This is a genomic window from Flavobacterium sp. WC2421, from assembly GCF_040822115.1.
Classification (GTDB): domain Bacteria; phylum Bacteroidota; class Bacteroidia; order Flavobacteriales; family Flavobacteriaceae; genus Flavobacterium.
On the sequence record NZ_CP162004.1, the window covers coordinates 3,318,453 to 3,336,382 of the forward strand.

Below are 17,930 nucleotides of genomic sequence, written 5' to 3' on the forward strand. Positions count from 1 at the left end.
AGGCCCGTTTCAATTGAAACGGGCCTTTTTTTATAAGTAAAAAATATTATTTATTTCCTTTTTCAAAATCAGCGACGAATTGTGCCAATCCAATATCAGTTAATGGGTGTTTCAACAATCCGTAAATAGCCGAAAGTGGTCCAGTCATAACATCAGCACCAATTTTCGCACAGTTTACAATATGCATCGTGTGACGTACAGAAGCTGCAAGAATTTGAGTTTCATAACCGTAGTTATCATAAATCAATCTGATTTCTTCAATCAAAGCCAATCCATCTGTAGAAACATCATCTAAACGACCAATAAATGGAGAAACATAAGTAGCTCCCGCCTTAGCAGCTAATAATGCTTGACCCGCTGAGAATACTAAAGTTACATTCGTTTTAATTCCTTTATCTGAGAAGTATTTTGCCGCCATAACTCCTTCTTTAGTCATAGGTAATTTTACCACAATTTGCTCATGCAAATCAGCTAATTCCTCCCCTTCTTTAACCATTCCATCATAATCAAGCGCATTTACTTCAGCACTTACATCACCGTCAACAAGATTACAAATGTCAACATAATGCTTCATAATGTTGTTTTTTCCAGTAATTCCTTCCTTAGCCATCAATGATGGATTAGTCGTAACTCCGTCCAAAACCCCTAATGCTTGCGCTTCCTTAATTTGAGCTAAATTAGCCGTGTCAATAAAAAACTTCATACTATTTCTATATTAAATTGTGTGTTCCTTTTTTTGGGCGTGACCACAAGGGTCAGGCTCTACGTTACAATCTCCCTAAAAAACGGGAGGATTTTCACTGCGATCCTTCACGCAATTGCAAAATCAATAAAATCCGGTGCAAAATTACAACTTATAATGATTCATTAGCATTTTTTCATACATTTTATCCGGAAGTATTCGTTTCAATACAATCGAAAACTTTTGCATAAAAGCCCCTACTTTATAATGAATTTTAGGATCTTTTGTTTGAATAATAGCATAAACCGCTTCAGCCATTTCATTAGGATTACTGCCACTGTCCACATGTTCATCCATCGTTTTTAGCGTATTCCCATAAGGAACTTCATAAGCCGATCCTGGAATTACAGGAGCGTGGTACCGTCCCGAAGCAATATTAGTAGCAAAATCTCCAGGTGCAACATTAGTAATATGAATCCCAAAAGATTTCACCTCCATACGCAAAGACTCCGTAATTAATTCAAGTGCGCCCTTTGAAGCCGAGTACATCGAGCGGTACGGCAAACCCATATAAGCCGCTATGGAAGTGATATTTATTATTAAACCTGATTTTTGTTCCCGCATTTGTGGTAATACCGCTTGCATCACTGCAATAGGACCAAAGAAATTAGTGTCAAAATGATTCTTCATTTCCACAGTTGGAATTTCTTCTAGTGGACCTGTTATCCCAACACCAGCGTTATTAATAACAATGTCTAATCGTCCTGAAGTAGCAATAATCTTGGCTACAGCCGATTGAATAGATGCTGTATCTCTAACATCTAATGCAACAAGTGGAAAAACCGAATTCAAAACCCGCTCTGGATTCCTACTCGTTCCATAAACAACAAACCCTTTTTGATGTAAAAACTCCCCAATAGATTTCCCTATTCCTGAGGAACCTCCTGTAACTAAAACTACTTTACTCATAATTGATTGTTGTTTAACTGTATTTTAGAATAGACCAAAAATAAAAAAATCCTCCATAAGGAAGACTACTATTCTATATATTTTGAAAATATTTCAAAATTGGCAAAAAAAAATCTGAAACAAGTTCAGATTAAAAAAAAATGGCAAGCGACCTACATCGCACCGCTCAACCACGTACCCTTGCTATGTTCCCATCCTGGGGGAGTCTGCAGGAGCTGGTCGTGTAGGACTTGCCGGTGCAAATATACAATCTTTTTATATTTTTGCAAGCGCTTTGTGCTCTTAAAATAACATTGTATATTGGTCTATTCAAAATTTAAACCATGAAAAAATATAACTTACTATCTATCATTTTATTAGGAATGACACTTTCTAATTGTGGAGATACAAAAAAAGGAGAAAATACTTTATTTACCTTCGATATTACCAATTTTAAAGAAAAATATACACAACAAGACCAACTTAATTTAGCAATAACCAACTCCAATTCGAAAACTATTGACAGCATTGTATATTATGTAAATGATGTAAAAGTGGGTTCAAAAAAAGGAGGAGATCCGATTTTATTTGAACTAAAAGATCAAAAACTAGGGTACCAAAACCTCAAAGCATTAGTATATTATGGCGGAGAAAATGCTGAAGCCACTTCTAGAGTTGAACTCGTGTCCAATGTAAAACCAAAACTTTTGAATTACAAAATCGTGAATAAATACCCACACGATACAATGTCTTTTACGGAAGGTCTAGAATTTCATGGAGACACGCTATATGAAAGTACTGGTAATCCCGAAGGTAGAAAATCATACCTTAGAAAATACGATTATAAAACAGGAAAAGTATATAATCAAATAGATTTAGATCAAAAGTATTTTGGTGAAGGAGTTACTATATTAAACGATAAGATATACCAATTAACATGGCAATCAAAAGTAGGATTTATCTATGATTTAAAGACGTTTAAAAAAATCAAGACGTTTAATTTTGACAAGGAAATTGAAGGTTGGGGAATGACAAATGACGGTAAATACATTTACCAAACTGATAAAACAGAGAAAATTTGGAAGATGGATCCTGAAAACCAAAAAATGATAGATTATATCAATGTTTATTCTGGAGATTCTAAAATTAAATCCATCAATGAATTGGAATGGATTAATGGTAAAATCTATACTAATGTATGGCAAAAAGACGCCATTGCAGTTGTGAATCCAACATCTGGAGCAGTAGAAGGAATTTTAGATATGTCTGGCTTGAAAAAATTTATTAAAAATGCTGATGCAGATGTTTTAAACGGAATTGCTTACAATCCAAAAACCAAAACCATTTTTGTAACTGGAAAAAACTGGGATACGCTTTTTGAAATAACGGTTTCTGAATAATTTTAAATGACAACACTACTTATCAATATTAAGGAATTACTCCAAGTACGGGAAACTTCGGTCGCTAAAGTTTCAGGTGCCGAAATGGGAATGCTTCCAACTATTAAAAATGCCTTTTTAGTAATCAAAGATAATTTGATTGCCGATTTTGGTTCGATGGAGAATCTTCCTAAACTAATAGCTGACAAAACCATTGATGCAACTGGAAAAATGGTTTTACCTACTTGGTGTGACAGTCATACTCATATTGTATATGCGGGGAATCGAGAGCAAGAATTTGTGGATCGCATCAATGGACTTACTTATGAAGAAATTGCCAATCGTGGTGGTGGAATATTAAATTCAGCTCAAAAGCTAAATGCAACCACCGAAGAAGAAATATACAACCAATCCAAAGAACGGCTGGAAGAAGTCATGCGTTTAGGAACGGGCGCTGTTGAAATCAAATCGGGTTACGGACTTACAGTTGAAGGGGAATTGAAAATGCTGCGAGTAATCAAGCGTTTGTCGCAAAACTATCCTATAGCTATAAAAGCAACCTTTCTTGGTGCTCATGCCTTTCCTTTAGAATACAAAGAAAATCATCAAGGATATATTGATTTATTAGTCAACGAAATCCTTCCTGAAATTGCACAAAATAAACTCGCAGATTATATTGACGTCTTCTGTGAAACAGGTTATTTTACTGTTGCGGAAACGGAGCAAATTATGGCAGCGGGAATTCGCTTTGGCTTAAAGCCAAAAATTCATGTCAATCAATTCAACTCCATTGGAGGAGTTCAAGCAGGAATAAAACACAATGCGCTATCTGTAGATCATCTCGAAGTAATGAAGTCAGAAGATATCGAAGCTTTGAAAAATACTGAAACAATGCCAGTTGCTTTGCCATCTTGTTCCTATTTCTTGAGCATTCCATATACTCCAGCACGTGAAATGATAGCTGCAGGATTGCCATTAGCACTAGCTACAGATTACAATCCAGGCTCTACACCATCTGGAAATATGAATTTTGTAGTTGCAACTGCTTGTATCAAAATGAAAATGACACCTGAAGAAGCAATAAACGCCGCTACAATAAATGGAGCTTATGCTATGGGAGTTTCAGAAACTCATGGTAGTATAACGATTGGTAAAAAAGCAAATCTTATTCTTACCAGACCTATCCCCTCTTATTATCAACTGCCTTATGCATTTGGCAGTAATTTAATTGAGACTGTTTTTATTGAAGGAAACGGTATTGAATGATAAAAGAAACTACCTCTAAAGTTGTTTTTGAGACTGCTACTTTTTATATCTTTATCACTAAATTATTTTTTAATGATTACATCAAAAATAATCTCAAACGGGATCTTAAGAGCATTACTAACTATTGTAATAATATGTTGTGTTTTGTATTTTTTATATGAAATACAAACTGTAATTCTCTATTTGTGTATTTCACTCATCCTTTGTTTAATCGCAAACCCATTTCTCTTATTTTTAAATCAAAGACTTAAATTCAAAAAAATATTTGCAACAATAACAACCTTGTTACTATTTGTATTTATACTTGTAGGTTTTGTACTTCTTTTTGTCCCACTTATCATTTCACAAGCAGAAAACTTATCCCTATTAGATACTAATTTACTTCAAAGTCAACTTACAATATTAGAACATAATATAGAAAACTACTTTAACATACATAATTTAGATCTACAAGGAATCTTAAATAACTCCAATTTGTCTTCTAAGATTAATTATAATTTTTTTACTGACTTTATCAATACAATAATTAATCTTGTTGCTGGGTTTGGGATGGGATTAGCATCTGTTTTCTTTATTACTTTTTTCTTTTTAAAGGACCAGAAAATTTTTAAGGAAAAAGCAAAAAAAATACTTCCAGATTCCAATGAAGAAAAAATTCTAAACTCAGTTGAAAAAATAAATCAGTTACTCACTAGGTATTTTATTGGTCTACTGGTTCAATTGACTGTAGTATTTATACTTTATTTCATAGTTCTAATCATTTTTGGAAGTAAGAATGCTTTTATTATTGCATTCTTATGTGCCCTACTAAACGTAATTCCTTATATAGGCCCTATAATAGCTACAGTTTTATCAGCCATACTAACACTTATCAGTGCTATTGGAACCGATTTTAAAACTGAAATGCTTCCTACAACAATATATGTAGTAATTGGTTTTCTCATTGTTCAAATTTTAGATAATAACATCAGCCAGCCCATCATTTTTTCAAAAAGTGTTAAGTCACATCCATTAGAAATATTTTTGGTCACGCTAATTAGCGGAATAACTTTTGGAATTTTCGGGATGGTCGTGGCAATCCCTATTTATACAATTATGAAAGTTATCGCCAAGGAATTTTTCCCAAACAACAAAATCGTGTCTGTTTTAACTGAAAAAATATAAAATTGCAACATTCCATTTTAGATACTGAAATTCAAGAATTTATTGACAAAAATTTAGAAGTACCAATTTCAAAATTAGCGCTTCAAAGAAACCCTTTTCCTACTATTGAATGGATTACAATTTTGAATCAAATAGAAGCCAAAACAAAATCAAAAGATAAATTACCAACTTGGTTTAACACTAAAAATATAATTTACCCTAGCAAAATTTCTGTTGAACAAACCTCATCTGAAAAAACAGCAGTTTACAAGAGTACTTTAGTTTCAGGAGAAAAGTTAATTGATCTTACAGGTGGTTTTGGTGTCGATGATTATTATTTTGCAAAAAAAATTACAGCGGTCACTCATTGTGAAATTAATCCCGAACTTTCATCTATTGTTAAACATAATTTTGAGCAATTAAATACTAAAAATATTAGTTGTTATGCAGCTGACAGTTTAGAGACCTTAAAATCATTTAATAGCAAATGGGATTGGATATATATTGACCCTTCAAGACGCAACGATGCCAAAGGAAAAGTTTTTATGCTTAAAGATTGTTTGCCAAATGTTCCTGATAATCTTGATTATTATTTTAAAAACTCAAATGCTATTCTTATAAAAACAGCCCCTTTACTTGATCTATCAGCCGGATTATCGGAATTAAAGCATGTACAAACAATCCATATTGTAGCTGTTGACAATGAAGTAAAAGAATTATTATGGGAATTACACAAAGACTACCTTGGGGAAACAACTATTAAAACAGTTAATATTCTAAAAGATAAAACAGACTTTTTTGAATTTGTTTTCAATAAACAAGGCGTCATTCCAAGTTACGCCTTACCTCAAAAATATTTGTACGAACCCAATAGTGCAATAATGAAATCAGGAGGGTTTGATGAAATTGCTGTTTTTTTTAGTTTAAATAAATTACATAAACATTCTCATTTATACACTTCTCAAGAAAAAATAGATTTTCCTGGTAGAATTTTTCTAATTCAAAACTGCTTTTCTTATAGCAAAACAGAAATGAAAAACTTTCTATCCAACACTAAAGCCAACATCACTACTCGTAATTTTCCAGATACAGTCGAAACCATTCGAAAAAAATGGAAAATAAAAGAAGGTGGGAATATATATTGTTTTTTTACTACTGATGAAAATAACAATAAAATAGTTTTAATTTGCAACAAAATATAATAAAATGAAACAACTAATTGTAATAGCATTCTTCTTATTTACTGGAAATTTATTTGCTCAAACACCTTGTGATTATAGCTCAAACGTCACTGACTCCATAGGAACTTACAAATCGACCAAAGAATACTTAATGAGTGAGAAAATTTTTGCCGGAAACTCCAGTTATATTTTTTATTCATTGGCATTAACCGACGGATTGCCAACATTAAATGTGCAACTCATTCAAAAAAGTAAAGGCTTTCTTAAAGCAAATTGCTTTGATAAAAATTCAAAATTATTCTTACAATTAAATAATGGTAAAATAATTACCATGATACATATCGATCAAGAAAATTGTGGAACTATGCTTAGAGATGAGAATGGTTTTGACAATCGGGTAACCTCTGGAATATTTATGTTTATGAAAGGAAGTTTAGAAGACTTAAAAAGCTCACCATTTTCGATGATGAGAATAAAATATTTAACGGAAAGTGAGGACTATGTAATTAGGAAAGAGTTTAAATCAGAACTAAACAGTCAAGTGTATGAACCTGATACGTATTTCATCAAAAACTTACGTTGTGTAGAATAAATAATTATTCTACACAACTCCATTTTACGTTGGATACTTTATCATTTAAAGCCGATTTTAAATTATAATGCCACCATTCTGAATCAAAGGAATTGAAATTAGCTTTTACCATTACTCTTTTTAGCAGTTTCCTGTTATTAATAACTTTTTTTGAAAGATTAGAATAACCATGACTGGCTTCTTCTCCAAAAAAATCAAAAGGAGTTCCCATTTCAAGTTCTTTTCCGCTACGCTTGTCAACTAAAGTGATATCTACTGCACCTCCTCTATTATGGATTGATCCTTTACTTGGATCAGCAACATATTTTGGATTGGAAACTATTTGCCACATCTTTTTTTGAATATCTAAAGGCCTGTAACAATCAAAGAATTTAATTCTATATCCTTGATCCATGAACAATTTATTAGCTTCTATGATTGCATTTACCGTTTTCATTCTTAGAAAACACTCGGCACAATCATACACTTTGGCTTTTAAAAAATTATCCTCGGTAGCATATTTCATATCATAAGCAAAATCAGTACTATAATCCTTTAAATTTACAAATGTGGTGTCGTTTACTAGTACTATATCTTTTATCTGTTTGTTAGGAATAGCAACTTGTGCTTTACAAGAAATAAATAATAAAAAGAAACCTATTAAAAAACCAAGTTTAAAAGAAGAATTCATAAATATATTTTTTTTATAAAAATAAAACATTTGAAGTGATTTAAATAGTAAAACAAAAAAAACGCTAGTGTTAGCGTTTTTTTTGTTTTAATTACGGAAAATATATCTTTATTTTTTTAAAACTTTTTGACTTATCATTCCTTTATTAGTATTAATTTTTACAATATAAGTTCCTCGTTGTACATTGAAAGGAATTTCAATTGTATCTAAACCTGATAAATTGTCAACTCCAATTAATTTTTGACCAAGAATGTTATATATTGAAACTTCATCAATTATTACATCTGCTTTTTTAGTTATATTTATCTTCTTTTCCAAGTCATTATTATAAATCAATAAATTCGAATTCTTTAATTCATTCTTTTCAACAGCAAGCGTCTTAGCCGTTTCAAATGTTAATTCAAATCGATTGTTATAAGATCCTGCAACTAAATCAATTTCAGCAGTCCCATTTGTGATATCGTAATAAGTAGATGTTTCTTTATCATGAATACTTATATTAGTATTTGAAGGTAAGAATTCTACTGCATCAATCATAAACTGAACAGCTCCTGGTGTATCAACTACAACTCCCAACGGATATGTTTTTGATGTGTCAAACGATCCAACTCCTTGTATAGTATATTCTAAATTATTAATTAAAAAATAAGAATCATTATCTTGAGTGTCAATTTGATATGCATCGTACCCTACGTCTACACCATCGGTTGCGTACTCATTCATAAATCCTATAAGTAATTCTCTGTGGAATTTATTAACGGTGTTAAAGCCCAATCTAATTTTAGTGTTATAATTATTATATACGATATCATTACTATTATCATTAAAATGATCTGTTTTTTTAGTTTTATTTGAAACACTATTCTTAAATAAAGTATTAGAAATTGGAACTGACAAATCATCCACGTCACTTTCTTTAACAAAAGCCCGTTGATTATTATTAAAGATAATTGGTTCTGAAGTACCAATACTCACATCTCCATTTACAAAAAAACCTTGTCCAACCGGAATATACTGGTATGAAATTTTAGTACTGGTACCCACACCACTAATCCCCACCGGCGCAACTGGGGCAACCCCTCCTACTAAAGTCAATGTCGCGTATCCTCCTGTATAACCTGACAATATATGAGTGCCATTGCTAGGGGAATGTTGCCAAAAATAAAGCGTTCCATCAATTATATTTACCGAATTATTTCCTCCATTTGCAACAGAAATGTTGTCTCTTATAAACTCAAAAGCATCTAAAGCAGAAGGATAAGGATTACCTACCAAAAATAAATTATCTGCCAAAACCGTATTGCTATTTATTAATCCATTAAAAGGTTTTCCCTTAAATGTATAATTTTGGGTAGATCCAGAAACACCAGCTCCTTTTAATGTAAATCCTTGAGAAGGTCGAATGGGATCCGTTTCAATAAAATGAATCCAATTAGCATATTCAGAACCGTTTTCAAATTTATACAACCAATACCTTGCAAGGCTTAAAGGGGATGCACTACCATCATAACCAGAAACCCAATTAATCGCTAACGGAGTTGTTGTAGTTCCATCTTTAAAAACACCATCTACGGTATAGTTATTATTAATTGCCGTACCATTTATAGGTCCTACAGGAGAAGACCAATAGTTATAATTATATTTATTTACCGTTCCTTGTTGGTCTCTTTTTATAAAACCTATGCTTGAAACATCGAGCTCACTATTCAAAGTTTGAACTAATTGGGATTGCCCAGTTAAATCTATTAAACCATCCAATTTTAAATAATGTGAAATTTGTATTTTAGTATCGTTATTAATTGATAATTTTTTATAAGTAGTTGCGTCTGTACCTTCCACAAACAATCCTAAAACTGTTTTATTTCCGGTAGAAGTTACATTATGTTTAATTTTTACAATGTTTCCATTTACTGTTAGTCCAACATTAACAATTGAAACTGCATTAGGAATAGTTTGAATTGCGCCATTTTTCCAAATAGACGAATCGTTCCATGCACCGTCAGCGATAGTTTCATAGGGCAATGGAGCGGTTTGAACCCCAGCTATAATTTTATTTTTATTTAGATATTTGATTCTTAAAAAATTTCGTTCATCTGTCAATCCTTCAATGGTTGTTCCATAAAATGTATTAAAATCATAATAGGCTTTTAATGTAGTCCAAGGAATTGATTTAATCTCATTACTGGAAATATTATGTGGTAATATGGCACCATCAGCAGTATTATCAACAAATTTATTAATTTCCTGATTCATCAAATAATTGAGTTGATTTGATGTTAATGCCGTATCCCAGATATGAATTTCATCAATTTCACCATAAAATGGAGTTCTAATATCGTTTTTATTTACATAAAGTGCACCTACAGAATATCTTGAATAATTAGGTGTTGGATTTTGAAGATTAAAAGTGGATGAATCCAATACTCCATCTATATAAAGATCTGCACTACCTAGATAGTAAATTGCTACTATATTATGCCATTTTCCATCTGCAACTGCAGTATTTGAAACAAATTTCAAACTACCGTCCCATAAAGCTTCAATTTTATTAGCGGAATTTAATCGTAATTCTAAATTAATTCCTTTACTCATTATGGTTTTATTAGCAGCTACTGTACCGTCATTTCTCAACCAAAAACCAATAGTAAAAGAACCACTATTAAGATTCAAAGCATACTCACCTACTAAAAAATTACTAGCTCCAATACTTACCAATTCTTTAGATTCAACTTTAGGCACTTTACCAAAAGTGAAATACTTAGTTCCGTCAAAATCATACCAAGTTTGTAAATTACCATTACCATCGGATTTTAGTGGAATTACATCAACTATGTCGCCATCATTAAACGCACTATTGTCACTAACAATCAATGCATATTCTTCTGTTGCTAATTTTGAAAATGCACTAAAAGCTGCTACCGGAATCCCAACAAATACATTCCCAACATCTCCTCCAGTTTCTACCACTTTCCATTTTTTATTAATTTTAGTTACTGAACTAGTTAAACCAGTACGTATTGTTGTAACATTTGAACTACCCGCAGAATAAGTACCGTTATCTGAACCCCAAACTAAAAAATTTTTATCTATTACAAATTCATTGATATTAGCACTATTGGTACTTGCAATGACCCCTAAACCAATTGTTACCTCATTATTGTCATTGGAACTTCTTGATTGTTTTTGATATAAATCTGATGCTATATCTCTACCTATTCCAGCAATGTTATAATTAAAACCTGCATTTGAAGTACTATTCCAAATGATTCCCCCAGCAGAATTAATATAATCTTTACTTGTACCATTAATTCCTAAAGTAATTCCATATTTTATAGCAAGATATGTTTCAATCTTTGGACGATTCCCATCTAAAACACGAGAAGCATATGATAATATTTCTGCGACCCTACCATTTAGATTCCCATAATTCGTCCCGCTATTTATATTTTTACCAATATTATATGGAGTACCTTTCCAAGTTGATCCATCAAGATAACCCAAATTAGAAAAGCTAACACTTGAACTAACCAAAGTTCCAACTGTATTTGTATTAAACAGTAAATCGACACCATCTGAAGCAGTAGTTGTTTTATTTCTAGTATTGATTATTCCTGCTTTAGAATAATTCCCTATTACGTCTCCAGTACTAAAATAAGGAGTAGTCGTAGTTGTTTGCCATTGATTAAACCATAATCTTTCATTGGTTAAACGAGTTGAAAAATTTCCAAATCCAATTCCAGTATGTTCACCTGAAATTATAGGATAAGATGGGTTTGCTGCCGAAGTTCCTGAAATAATTGTCATAGGCGATGTAGATCCATCAATAGTAACATCTGGCTCCATTACTATAAAAGTTTCATGGGTATAATATCCATTATCAATATTGTATAAAAATTGACTAATTCCTGAACCATCATTTTGAAATTTCACAACAGGATTGTAATTTATATTGCCACTGGCTGCATCAATAAAAGTGGGCTGATTTGCAATCGTAGTTTGTGACGCATCTTTTCCAAGAGATCCTAAATCCTTCCATAAAGGGATCTTTACCCCAGTAGCTAAATTAACTCCTCTTGTAGCTTTAAGCCAAAGTCTAAAATCAGGATTTCCTCCTCCCGGACCTGTTATAGTTGGGTCATATCCTTCACCACTCACAACATAAGTGTAAATAGGATTTGCAGAATCATTACTAGGAATTGAAATAATAGCTTCTTTAGTACCAGTTGATTGTGGTGTGAATTTCACCATCAAATACGCAACACCACCTGGATTTATTGTAGTTGCAGTAAGAAGTACTATTGAGAAATCTGCTGATTGTACTCCAGTTGAAGGGTTATAACCAAAACAAGTTAAACTCCCCAATATCAAAGGACAAGTTCCTGTATTAACGATTGCATACGTTCTTGAAGCAGATGCTCCCACAGTAACCGTTCCAAATAAGGTTCCAGTAGCCGAAGTAGGTACTGTTTGTCCATTAGAAATTGGCTGTGTTGGCGTTCCTCCTAAAACTGAAATAGAAGGTCTATTATCAAAACTTACCGTAAAAGAAAAAAGTCCAATATTTGAATCTATAGTAATAACAGAAGAACCTGTACCACAACTATACGAATTCCTTTTTATTTTAAATTTACCAACATCTCCTTTTTTAATTTTATCATCAGAAATGTAAGGAATAGACGAAATAACAAAATTTAAATTGCTAGAAGAAATACTTTGAATATTTAAAGTAGGATTTCCATTTGTAGGGATATTGGTTACTGAAAACTCAATTTCACCAGATAAACCAAAGGCTACAGACCCGCCATTTGAAATATTGATTGCAGGACTACCATAACTTACATTTATAGTTGCTGTTTGTGCAAAATTAATTAATGAACTAAGTAACAAAATTATAAAAAAAAGTTTTTTGAGTAATTTTAACTTCATGGCGATTGTAATTAATTATAATAAATATCACTTAATAGTCCTTAAAATTAAACAAAACACTTACGAAAAACAATAAAATAAACAAAATTATTTCGACTAAATACTAAAATAATCGATTAAAAACATTTTTTCTAAAATAGAATCAAGTCAGATTAGAACAAATTTAAAAGAATCAACTTTCAAAACACTACAAATAAACGGGTAACTACTTTAAAACTAGAACAAAAAAAACCCTTGTAAAATACTGACTACTAGTATTATACAAGGGTAATTAAGTGAAGGCAGAAGGATTCGAACCTTCGACCGCCTGCTTAGAAGGCAGGTGCTCTATCCTTCTAAACCCTTGAAAACAGTACATTTATTAATTTTCATTAGGAGATGTGCAAACTATATGCAAACAAAAACCTAGTTAAATAATTTTATTGTTAAACTTGATCCAAATGTATTCTATTTTTTCAAAACAAAAAAAGAAAAAAAAGAAAGCTCTACAAATTGAGGAAATGATGAACGAGAATGGAGGGAAGAATAACCGACTGAAAGTGAAGAATGCACTCTAAATTTGCTTGTATTTTTTATCTTAGAACAAAATAGGCTTGTTTGGAATAACAACCCCAAGCACCGCAGTAAAAAATGGAATTTTTATGGAATTTTTTATGAGGAGCGATGTGGCGTTGTTGCGGCAAATGACCAGTAGCCTCAGGATGGGAATAGAACGAAGTTTACGGAGTGATATGTAATACTGAGAGCGTTTCGTTGGGAAAAAATAAACAACAGCGTAGCGTTCCTTAATTTAATGCAAAGTGATAACGGAGCAAACCCAACTGCTGGTCATAGGAGCAACCGCTGAATTAACATGGGGCGAAATACAACAATACTGCTTTAATGTAGTAGAACGGAATAAAGCTGTATTTTGGATTTAGTAGCCCCTACGAACGAAGGAAGTGATTGTGTGGAATGATGAACAAACAGCTGAAATAATAGCTGCTTATTTTCAAGCTGCTTTTATTTTGTGCTGTGAAGTGTTCTTTGGAATGGAAGGAAGAATGACTGACTGGAAAAGCATCATGTAACAAAATGAACGACCAAAGTGAGACCGCTTGATTGCACGTGATAAGAAAACTTAACTAATTTAATGATAAATTGTAATTACGTCCACAAAATAAACTTAGGGGATGGGTCGAATGTAAAAATATCATCAGGGGGGCATTGTTGGGAGTACTATACTTTTTCCTTCATATAGAAAAAGAAAAAATAAAGAAAAAAAATTATAATTTATAACTGAACTGATTATACATTTTAACCAATAATTTATTTAGTTATTTTTATTAAAATTGATTAAAAGAGCAATTAATGCTATATTAAAATATTGCAACACACTCTTAGTTATTCTATAGAAAGGAATATTTTAAAGGGTGTATGTATACTGCTTGAGTTTAATATTCGAAATAAAAGTTAAATTTAAAACAAGCCTATCATTTCAAATTTTTAATATAAGGTTGTAAAGCTTTTTCAAACTTTGGAAGATTTAAAACTAAAAATTCATTCATTATTTCCCAATCTGATTCATTAAATAAGTTGACCTCTTGTTTTTCTATTTTGATACGACTCATTTTATTTTCAGGGAGTTCTTCCCAAAAAAATGTACTACCAAACTCTTGTTCTATTACTTCTTTGTTTTTATGTAGTTTCTTAAAGTACATTTTGTTTATTTCTTTACTTGATGTAAGAATGGATAATTCAATTCTTACATAAGATTTAGTTGCAACAAATGCAAATGAGACTCCTGCAGTACCTGCCCCTGAAGCTATCCAGTGGTCTTTAGATGCATTTACATTAGCAAATAAGGCAGTATTTTTTATTAATGGCAATAGTTGTTGCCAATACCTTTTTCTAACATTGAAACGATTTGGTTCTGATTCGTTACCATTTCCTGAAGAATATTTGATTAATAAGTCCTCCTCCATTTCAAACAAGGTAAGCAATCTTTTTAAACTACTAAACTTGTTATTACTATCCATGTTAGCTTCAACAAACCATCCGTTAATTACTTCTTGCGGAGATCTAAAATCAGATGTGTTTCTTGTTATTTTGAAAACCTCTTGATTATTCACCAATAATTGTGAATTCTTTTCATAAAGGCTTCTAATTACATAAACATACATTTGGGAAACTGTATCCTCTTCAATTTTAGTATTTTCAAAAATAAAATATTCTAGTTTTTTATTCTTTGGACTTTCAGTATCAAATATGTTTTGTTCATCTAAAGAATCTTCATTTTCAAGAATTACAACATCAGGGTATTCCCATATTTTTAAAAACCTATTATAAATTCTTTTTAAGCGGTCTTCATATTTGGAAACATCCCAATTGTCTATTGTTTGTAGGTAAGAGTTCAACCACAGTCTACTGTACTTATAACCTTGTGCACCTTCATCTTTATTCATTTCTTTTTTAGCTAGAAATGATTTATTACTTAGCGTTCCATTATTTCCTGAAAGCGTAAGATTACCAATGGTATTTAAATGTTTTTCCTTGAATAAAAAATACTCTTCTGATGATAAATCAGTACTCCAAACTTCATTTGGGTTTCTTGGGAAGATGTGTTCTATTGTAATATTTTCATTTGTAGTATTTACATGTTCTCGGTTGTTGTAGTTCTCGAGCATTTCAAACAGATAATTTCTGTTTTTTGGCTGGGTGTTGTACAAATCCTTATCCTTTAAAGCTGTTTTAATATCTTCATTGCTAGGGAATTTGGCACTTCCTTTCTTTTTAACTAACACTTTAGCAATAGAGTCATAATATTCCTCTGTATCTACCTCAGCATACAGGCTCATAAATATTTTATTTAAGGCATTAGTTGGTAAACCTACAACAAACCTTCTCCAAGCGTAGCTTTGAATCAATTTCAGGACTTTTATTAAATCCTCTTTGCTTAGCAAACCATTTTCTGCATCCTCAAATACTTGCAATAAAAAAGGGTAGGCTACATTTATTTCTAAACGATTGATGTATTCTAATTCTTTCCTGATGCTTGCATCTGAAACTGTCGATGGGTTTACTAATTTTTTATAGTGAATTGATAATGATTTTATGTTTTCTAATTCCTGATGGTAAGCCTCTTCTTTTTTGTTTGAATACAGACTTTTAAACTCCGCGTACACCTTATTTTTATTGGGTATTTTCTTGTTGCGTAGTGTTAGGTAATCTCTGATAAATTCTGAAACCAAAGAGCTTTGTTTTATTAGGTCTTTAGCATTTTCTTCGATAGGGTTCCATATGGTTTCAAAAATTCTATTTTGGTCTTTTGGAGGTAAGTCCATTAAAATGAAATTACGAATCAAATCTGATTGGGATAAATCTAATCCTGTTGAATTTAAACTCTCAAAAATACGCTGGGGATCGTCTTTGTCTCTTTCTAATGAAATTTCTACAAATATTAATCGATTTAAACCTCTTAGAATCACTTCAAAATTATCTTCGTTGATAGCGCTTCTGAAATAGTTGTAATTCTCAATCACATTTGAGAATGTACCAAATTCATTTTGTGTCCCTCGCATTATGGCTTGAAATGCTAATGAATTCGTATCTGTTTGTTTTAGCTTTAACTTGCTTGATTCATTTTGAACATATTGATTGGTCAAAAACATATTGTACAATCTGTCAGCATCCTGTGGTTTACTGTTTTCTTTTGCAAAACGATACAATGCCACATACAAAATATTGATAGTAGTCAATCGTTGTTGTCCATCTATAATTACCAATTCTTTTACTTCGCTGGTGCTATAAGTACCTTCGTGAACAAAGACTATGCTTCCAATAAAATGAGTTCCTCTATTTTCAGTTTCAACAGAGATAATATCGTTTAGTAATTCTTTGCACTCTTCATTTTTCCAATCGTAATTTCGCTGATATACTGGAATGACAAATTGTACATTAACGGCTTGTAAGAAGGTAATTATTGGTAATTCGTTTGCTTTCATAGTTATTTATTTTCTACAATCTAAATAATCTCCTAGCTCAATTATTTGTGATTTTTTTATTATAATTTGTAATATAATCTTTTATAGTTTCTTCATCATCTTTTAACTTGTCATCACTACTTGTCCAAACTTTTACTATTTTCTCAATATAAATCGGCTGATTATTTATCAAAATATTCCCAGTCTTACTAAAATCTCTAGCCAATAGATTCCATTTAATTAATATATCTTCTCTATTAGAAAAAGCTTTTATAAAAAAAGAAAACGTTCTAGTGTCGTTCTGTATTAGTGGTGAATTATTTATGGGTAAATATTTAATTTTTTTCTCTTCAGTATTTTCATAGGTAGTCCTATTAGCGTACATCATATTTTTTAATGATTCTGAAAGCATCCAATTAACATTAAATCCATCACTTATTTTCTCTACATTATTAGAAATTTCTAAATGTAACTTCCAATCTTCAATTACAATTGAGCCAGTGTTTTTAATAATAATATCTAACATACACCAAGTATGATTTGTTTCATTTGAACCATAAAGAGAAAAAGCCTTGGGCGAGATTATCATAAATGGTCGCATATTTAAAGGAGGGTTTCCTCTTACATTTTTTGTAATTGTCTTTTCAAACTTTGGGTTAATAGTTTCTTCAAATCTATTAAGTTCATTTACAAAAACTTCCGCGTCAAACTTCTCTCTGAAATTATTTTCATTAACATACCAATTAAAACTTTCTTTGTTATTTTCAATTAAATCCGCAATGTCTTCCCAGCAAAAAAGTAAAATTTTAAAGCTTCCTTTTTCCCTGCTTTCAGCATCAATTACTCTTATATATTCTTCAGTTTTACTATCTTTATTTGCTGTAGTTGCAATAATAAATACCTCTAATTTAGGTTCAAAAGTCCTAGCCTTGCTTAGCTCATTTTCAATCTCTTTAAGGTCTAATTTTGCATTTGAATAATCATCTTTACCTTTGGCTTGAATTCCAAAATAGTTGTTTTTTCCTTTTGGAACTCCATAAACATCAACACCTGATTGTGGTTGTCCAAGCCTTCCATTTTTTTTTATTTCAAAAGGGATTTCCCATAATTCACCCCATAACTTTTTACATAAGCTTTCAAAATCTTGCCAATGTTCAGGTTTTCTTATAGTTTTTTTCATA

12 protein-coding genes and 1 other RNA gene are annotated in these 17,930 nt (G+C 31.5%); 6 read left to right on the forward strand and 7 right to left on the reverse strand.

Features of this window, described 5'->3' with window-relative positions; all coding sequences use genetic code 11:
* Nucleotides 1-46 precede the first annotated feature (46 nt).
* From fsa to ffs, 3 genes are all read right to left on the reverse strand, one after another.
* Complete coding sequence (fsa, locus tag AB3G33_RS14155) at nt 47-703, reverse strand: fructose-6-phosphate aldolase (protein WP_367770693.1); 657 nt, start codon at nt 701-703, stop codon at nt 47-49.
* Nucleotides 704-847: 144 nt separating this feature from the next.
* Nucleotides 848-1,651 carry an SDR family oxidoreductase gene (locus AB3G33_RS14160; protein WP_367770696.1) on the reverse strand — a complete coding sequence of 268 codons (804 nt, stop codon included), beginning with the start codon at nt 1,649-1,651 and terminating at the stop codon, nt 848-850.
* Between the two features lie 138 nt (nt 1,652-1,789).
* An RNA gene (gene ffs / locus AB3G33_RS14165) (signal recognition particle sRNA small type) lies at nt 1,790-1,887 on the reverse strand.
* Nucleotides 1,888-1,974: 87 nt separating this feature from the next.
* Between ffs and AB3G33_RS14170 the strand changes: the two genes are divergently transcribed.
* From AB3G33_RS14170 to AB3G33_RS14190, 5 genes are all read left to right on the forward strand, one after another.
* A complete protein-coding gene (locus AB3G33_RS14170; RefSeq protein WP_367770698.1) occupies nt 1,975-3,030 on the forward strand; it encodes a glutaminyl-peptide cyclotransferase in 1,056 nt (351 codons plus the stop codon).
* Nucleotides 3,031-3,036: 6 nt separating this feature from the next.
* A complete protein-coding gene (gene hutI / locus AB3G33_RS14175) occupies nt 3,037-4,275 on the forward strand; it encodes an imidazolonepropionase (protein ID WP_367770701.1) in 1,239 nt (412 codons plus the stop codon).
* Between the two features lie 72 nt (nt 4,276-4,347).
* Nucleotides 4,348-5,439 carry an AI-2E family transporter gene (locus AB3G33_RS14180; RefSeq protein WP_367770704.1) on the forward strand — a complete coding sequence of 364 codons (1,092 nt, stop codon included), beginning with the start codon at nt 4,348-4,350 and terminating at the stop codon, nt 5,437-5,439.
* Nucleotides 5,440-5,441: 2 nt separating this feature from the next.
* A complete protein-coding gene (locus AB3G33_RS14185) occupies nt 5,442-6,620 on the forward strand; it encodes a class I SAM-dependent methyltransferase (RefSeq protein ID WP_367770707.1) in 1,179 nt (392 codons plus the stop codon).
* A 4-nt stretch (nt 6,621-6,624) separates the two neighbouring features.
* A complete protein-coding gene (locus AB3G33_RS14190) occupies nt 6,625-7,191 on the forward strand; it encodes a hypothetical protein (RefSeq protein WP_367770709.1) in 567 nt (188 codons plus the stop codon).
* Between the two features lie 4 nt (nt 7,192-7,195).
* On the opposite strand, the gene AB3G33_RS14195 is transcribed toward AB3G33_RS14190, so the two are convergent.
* Both AB3G33_RS14195 and AB3G33_RS14200 read right to left on the reverse strand, forming a co-directional pair.
* Entirely contained in the window at nt 7,196-7,861 is a 666-nt protein-coding gene (locus tag AB3G33_RS14195) for a M15 family metallopeptidase (RefSeq protein ID WP_367770711.1), read from the reverse strand.
* A 108-nt stretch (nt 7,862-7,969) separates the two neighbouring features.
* Complete coding sequence (locus tag AB3G33_RS14200; protein ID WP_367770714.1) at nt 7,970-12,787, reverse strand: LamG-like jellyroll fold domain-containing protein; 4,818 nt, start codon at nt 12,785-12,787, stop codon at nt 7,970-7,972.
* Nucleotides 12,788-13,728: 941 nt separating this feature from the next.
* Between AB3G33_RS14200 and AB3G33_RS14205 the strand changes: the two genes are divergently transcribed.
* The gene (locus AB3G33_RS14205) at nt 13,729-13,857 is read left to right on the forward strand and encodes a hypothetical protein (protein ID WP_367770717.1); all 129 of its coding nucleotides are present in this window, start codon (nt 13,729-13,731) and stop codon (nt 13,855-13,857) included.
* Between the two features lie 402 nt (nt 13,858-14,259).
* Here AB3G33_RS14205 and AB3G33_RS14210 read toward each other — a convergent pair whose 3' ends face one another.
* Both AB3G33_RS14210 and AB3G33_RS14215 read right to left on the reverse strand, forming a co-directional pair.
* Nucleotides 14,260-16,770: a DUF4268 domain-containing protein gene (locus tag AB3G33_RS14210; protein WP_367770720.1), complete on the reverse strand. Its 2,511-nt coding sequence runs from the start codon at nt 16,768-16,770 to the stop codon at nt 14,260-14,262.
* A 37-nt stretch (nt 16,771-16,807) separates the two neighbouring features.
* On the reverse strand, nt 16,808-17,929 hold the full coding sequence (locus AB3G33_RS14215; protein WP_367770723.1) for a hypothetical protein: 1,122 nt from the start codon (nt 17,927-17,929) through the stop codon (nt 16,808-16,810).
* Nucleotide 17,930: the final 1 nt, after the last annotated feature.

Excerpts from the sequence above, each read along its gene's own strand:
- fsa (WP_367770693.1), bottom strand. The coding sequence starts at position 703 with ATGAAGTTTTTTATTGACACGGCTAATTTAGCTCAAATTAAGGAAGCG.
- AB3G33_RS14160 (WP_367770696.1), bottom strand. The coding sequence starts at position 1,651 with ATGAGTAAAGTAGTTTTAGTTACAGGAGGTTCCTCAGGAATAGGGAAA.
- AB3G33_RS14170 (WP_367770698.1), top strand. The coding sequence starts at position 1,975 with ATGAAAAAATATAACTTACTATCTATCATTTTATTAGGAATGACACTT.
- hutI (WP_367770701.1), top strand. The coding sequence starts at position 3,037 with ATGACAACACTACTTATCAATATTAAGGAATTACTCCAAGTACGGGAA.
- AB3G33_RS14180 (WP_367770704.1), top strand. The coding sequence starts at position 4,348 with ATGATTACATCAAAAATAATCTCAAACGGGATCTTAAGAGCATTACTA.
- AB3G33_RS14190 (WP_367770709.1), top strand. The coding sequence starts at position 6,625 with ATGAAACAACTAATTGTAATAGCATTCTTCTTATTTACTGGAAATTTA.
- AB3G33_RS14195 (WP_367770711.1), bottom strand. The coding sequence starts at position 7,861 with ATGAATTCTTCTTTTAAACTTGGTTTTTTAATAGGTTTCTTTTTATTA.
- AB3G33_RS14200 (WP_367770714.1), bottom strand. The coding sequence starts at position 12,787 with ATGAAGTTAAAATTACTCAAAAAACTTTTTTTTATAATTTTGTTACTT.
- AB3G33_RS14210 (WP_367770720.1), bottom strand. The coding sequence starts at position 16,770 with ATGAAAGCAAACGAATTACCAATAATTACCTTCTTACAAGCCGTTAAT.
- AB3G33_RS14215 (WP_367770723.1), bottom strand. The coding sequence starts at position 17,929 with ATGAAAAAAACTATAAGAAAACCTGAACATTGGCAAGATTTTGAAAGC.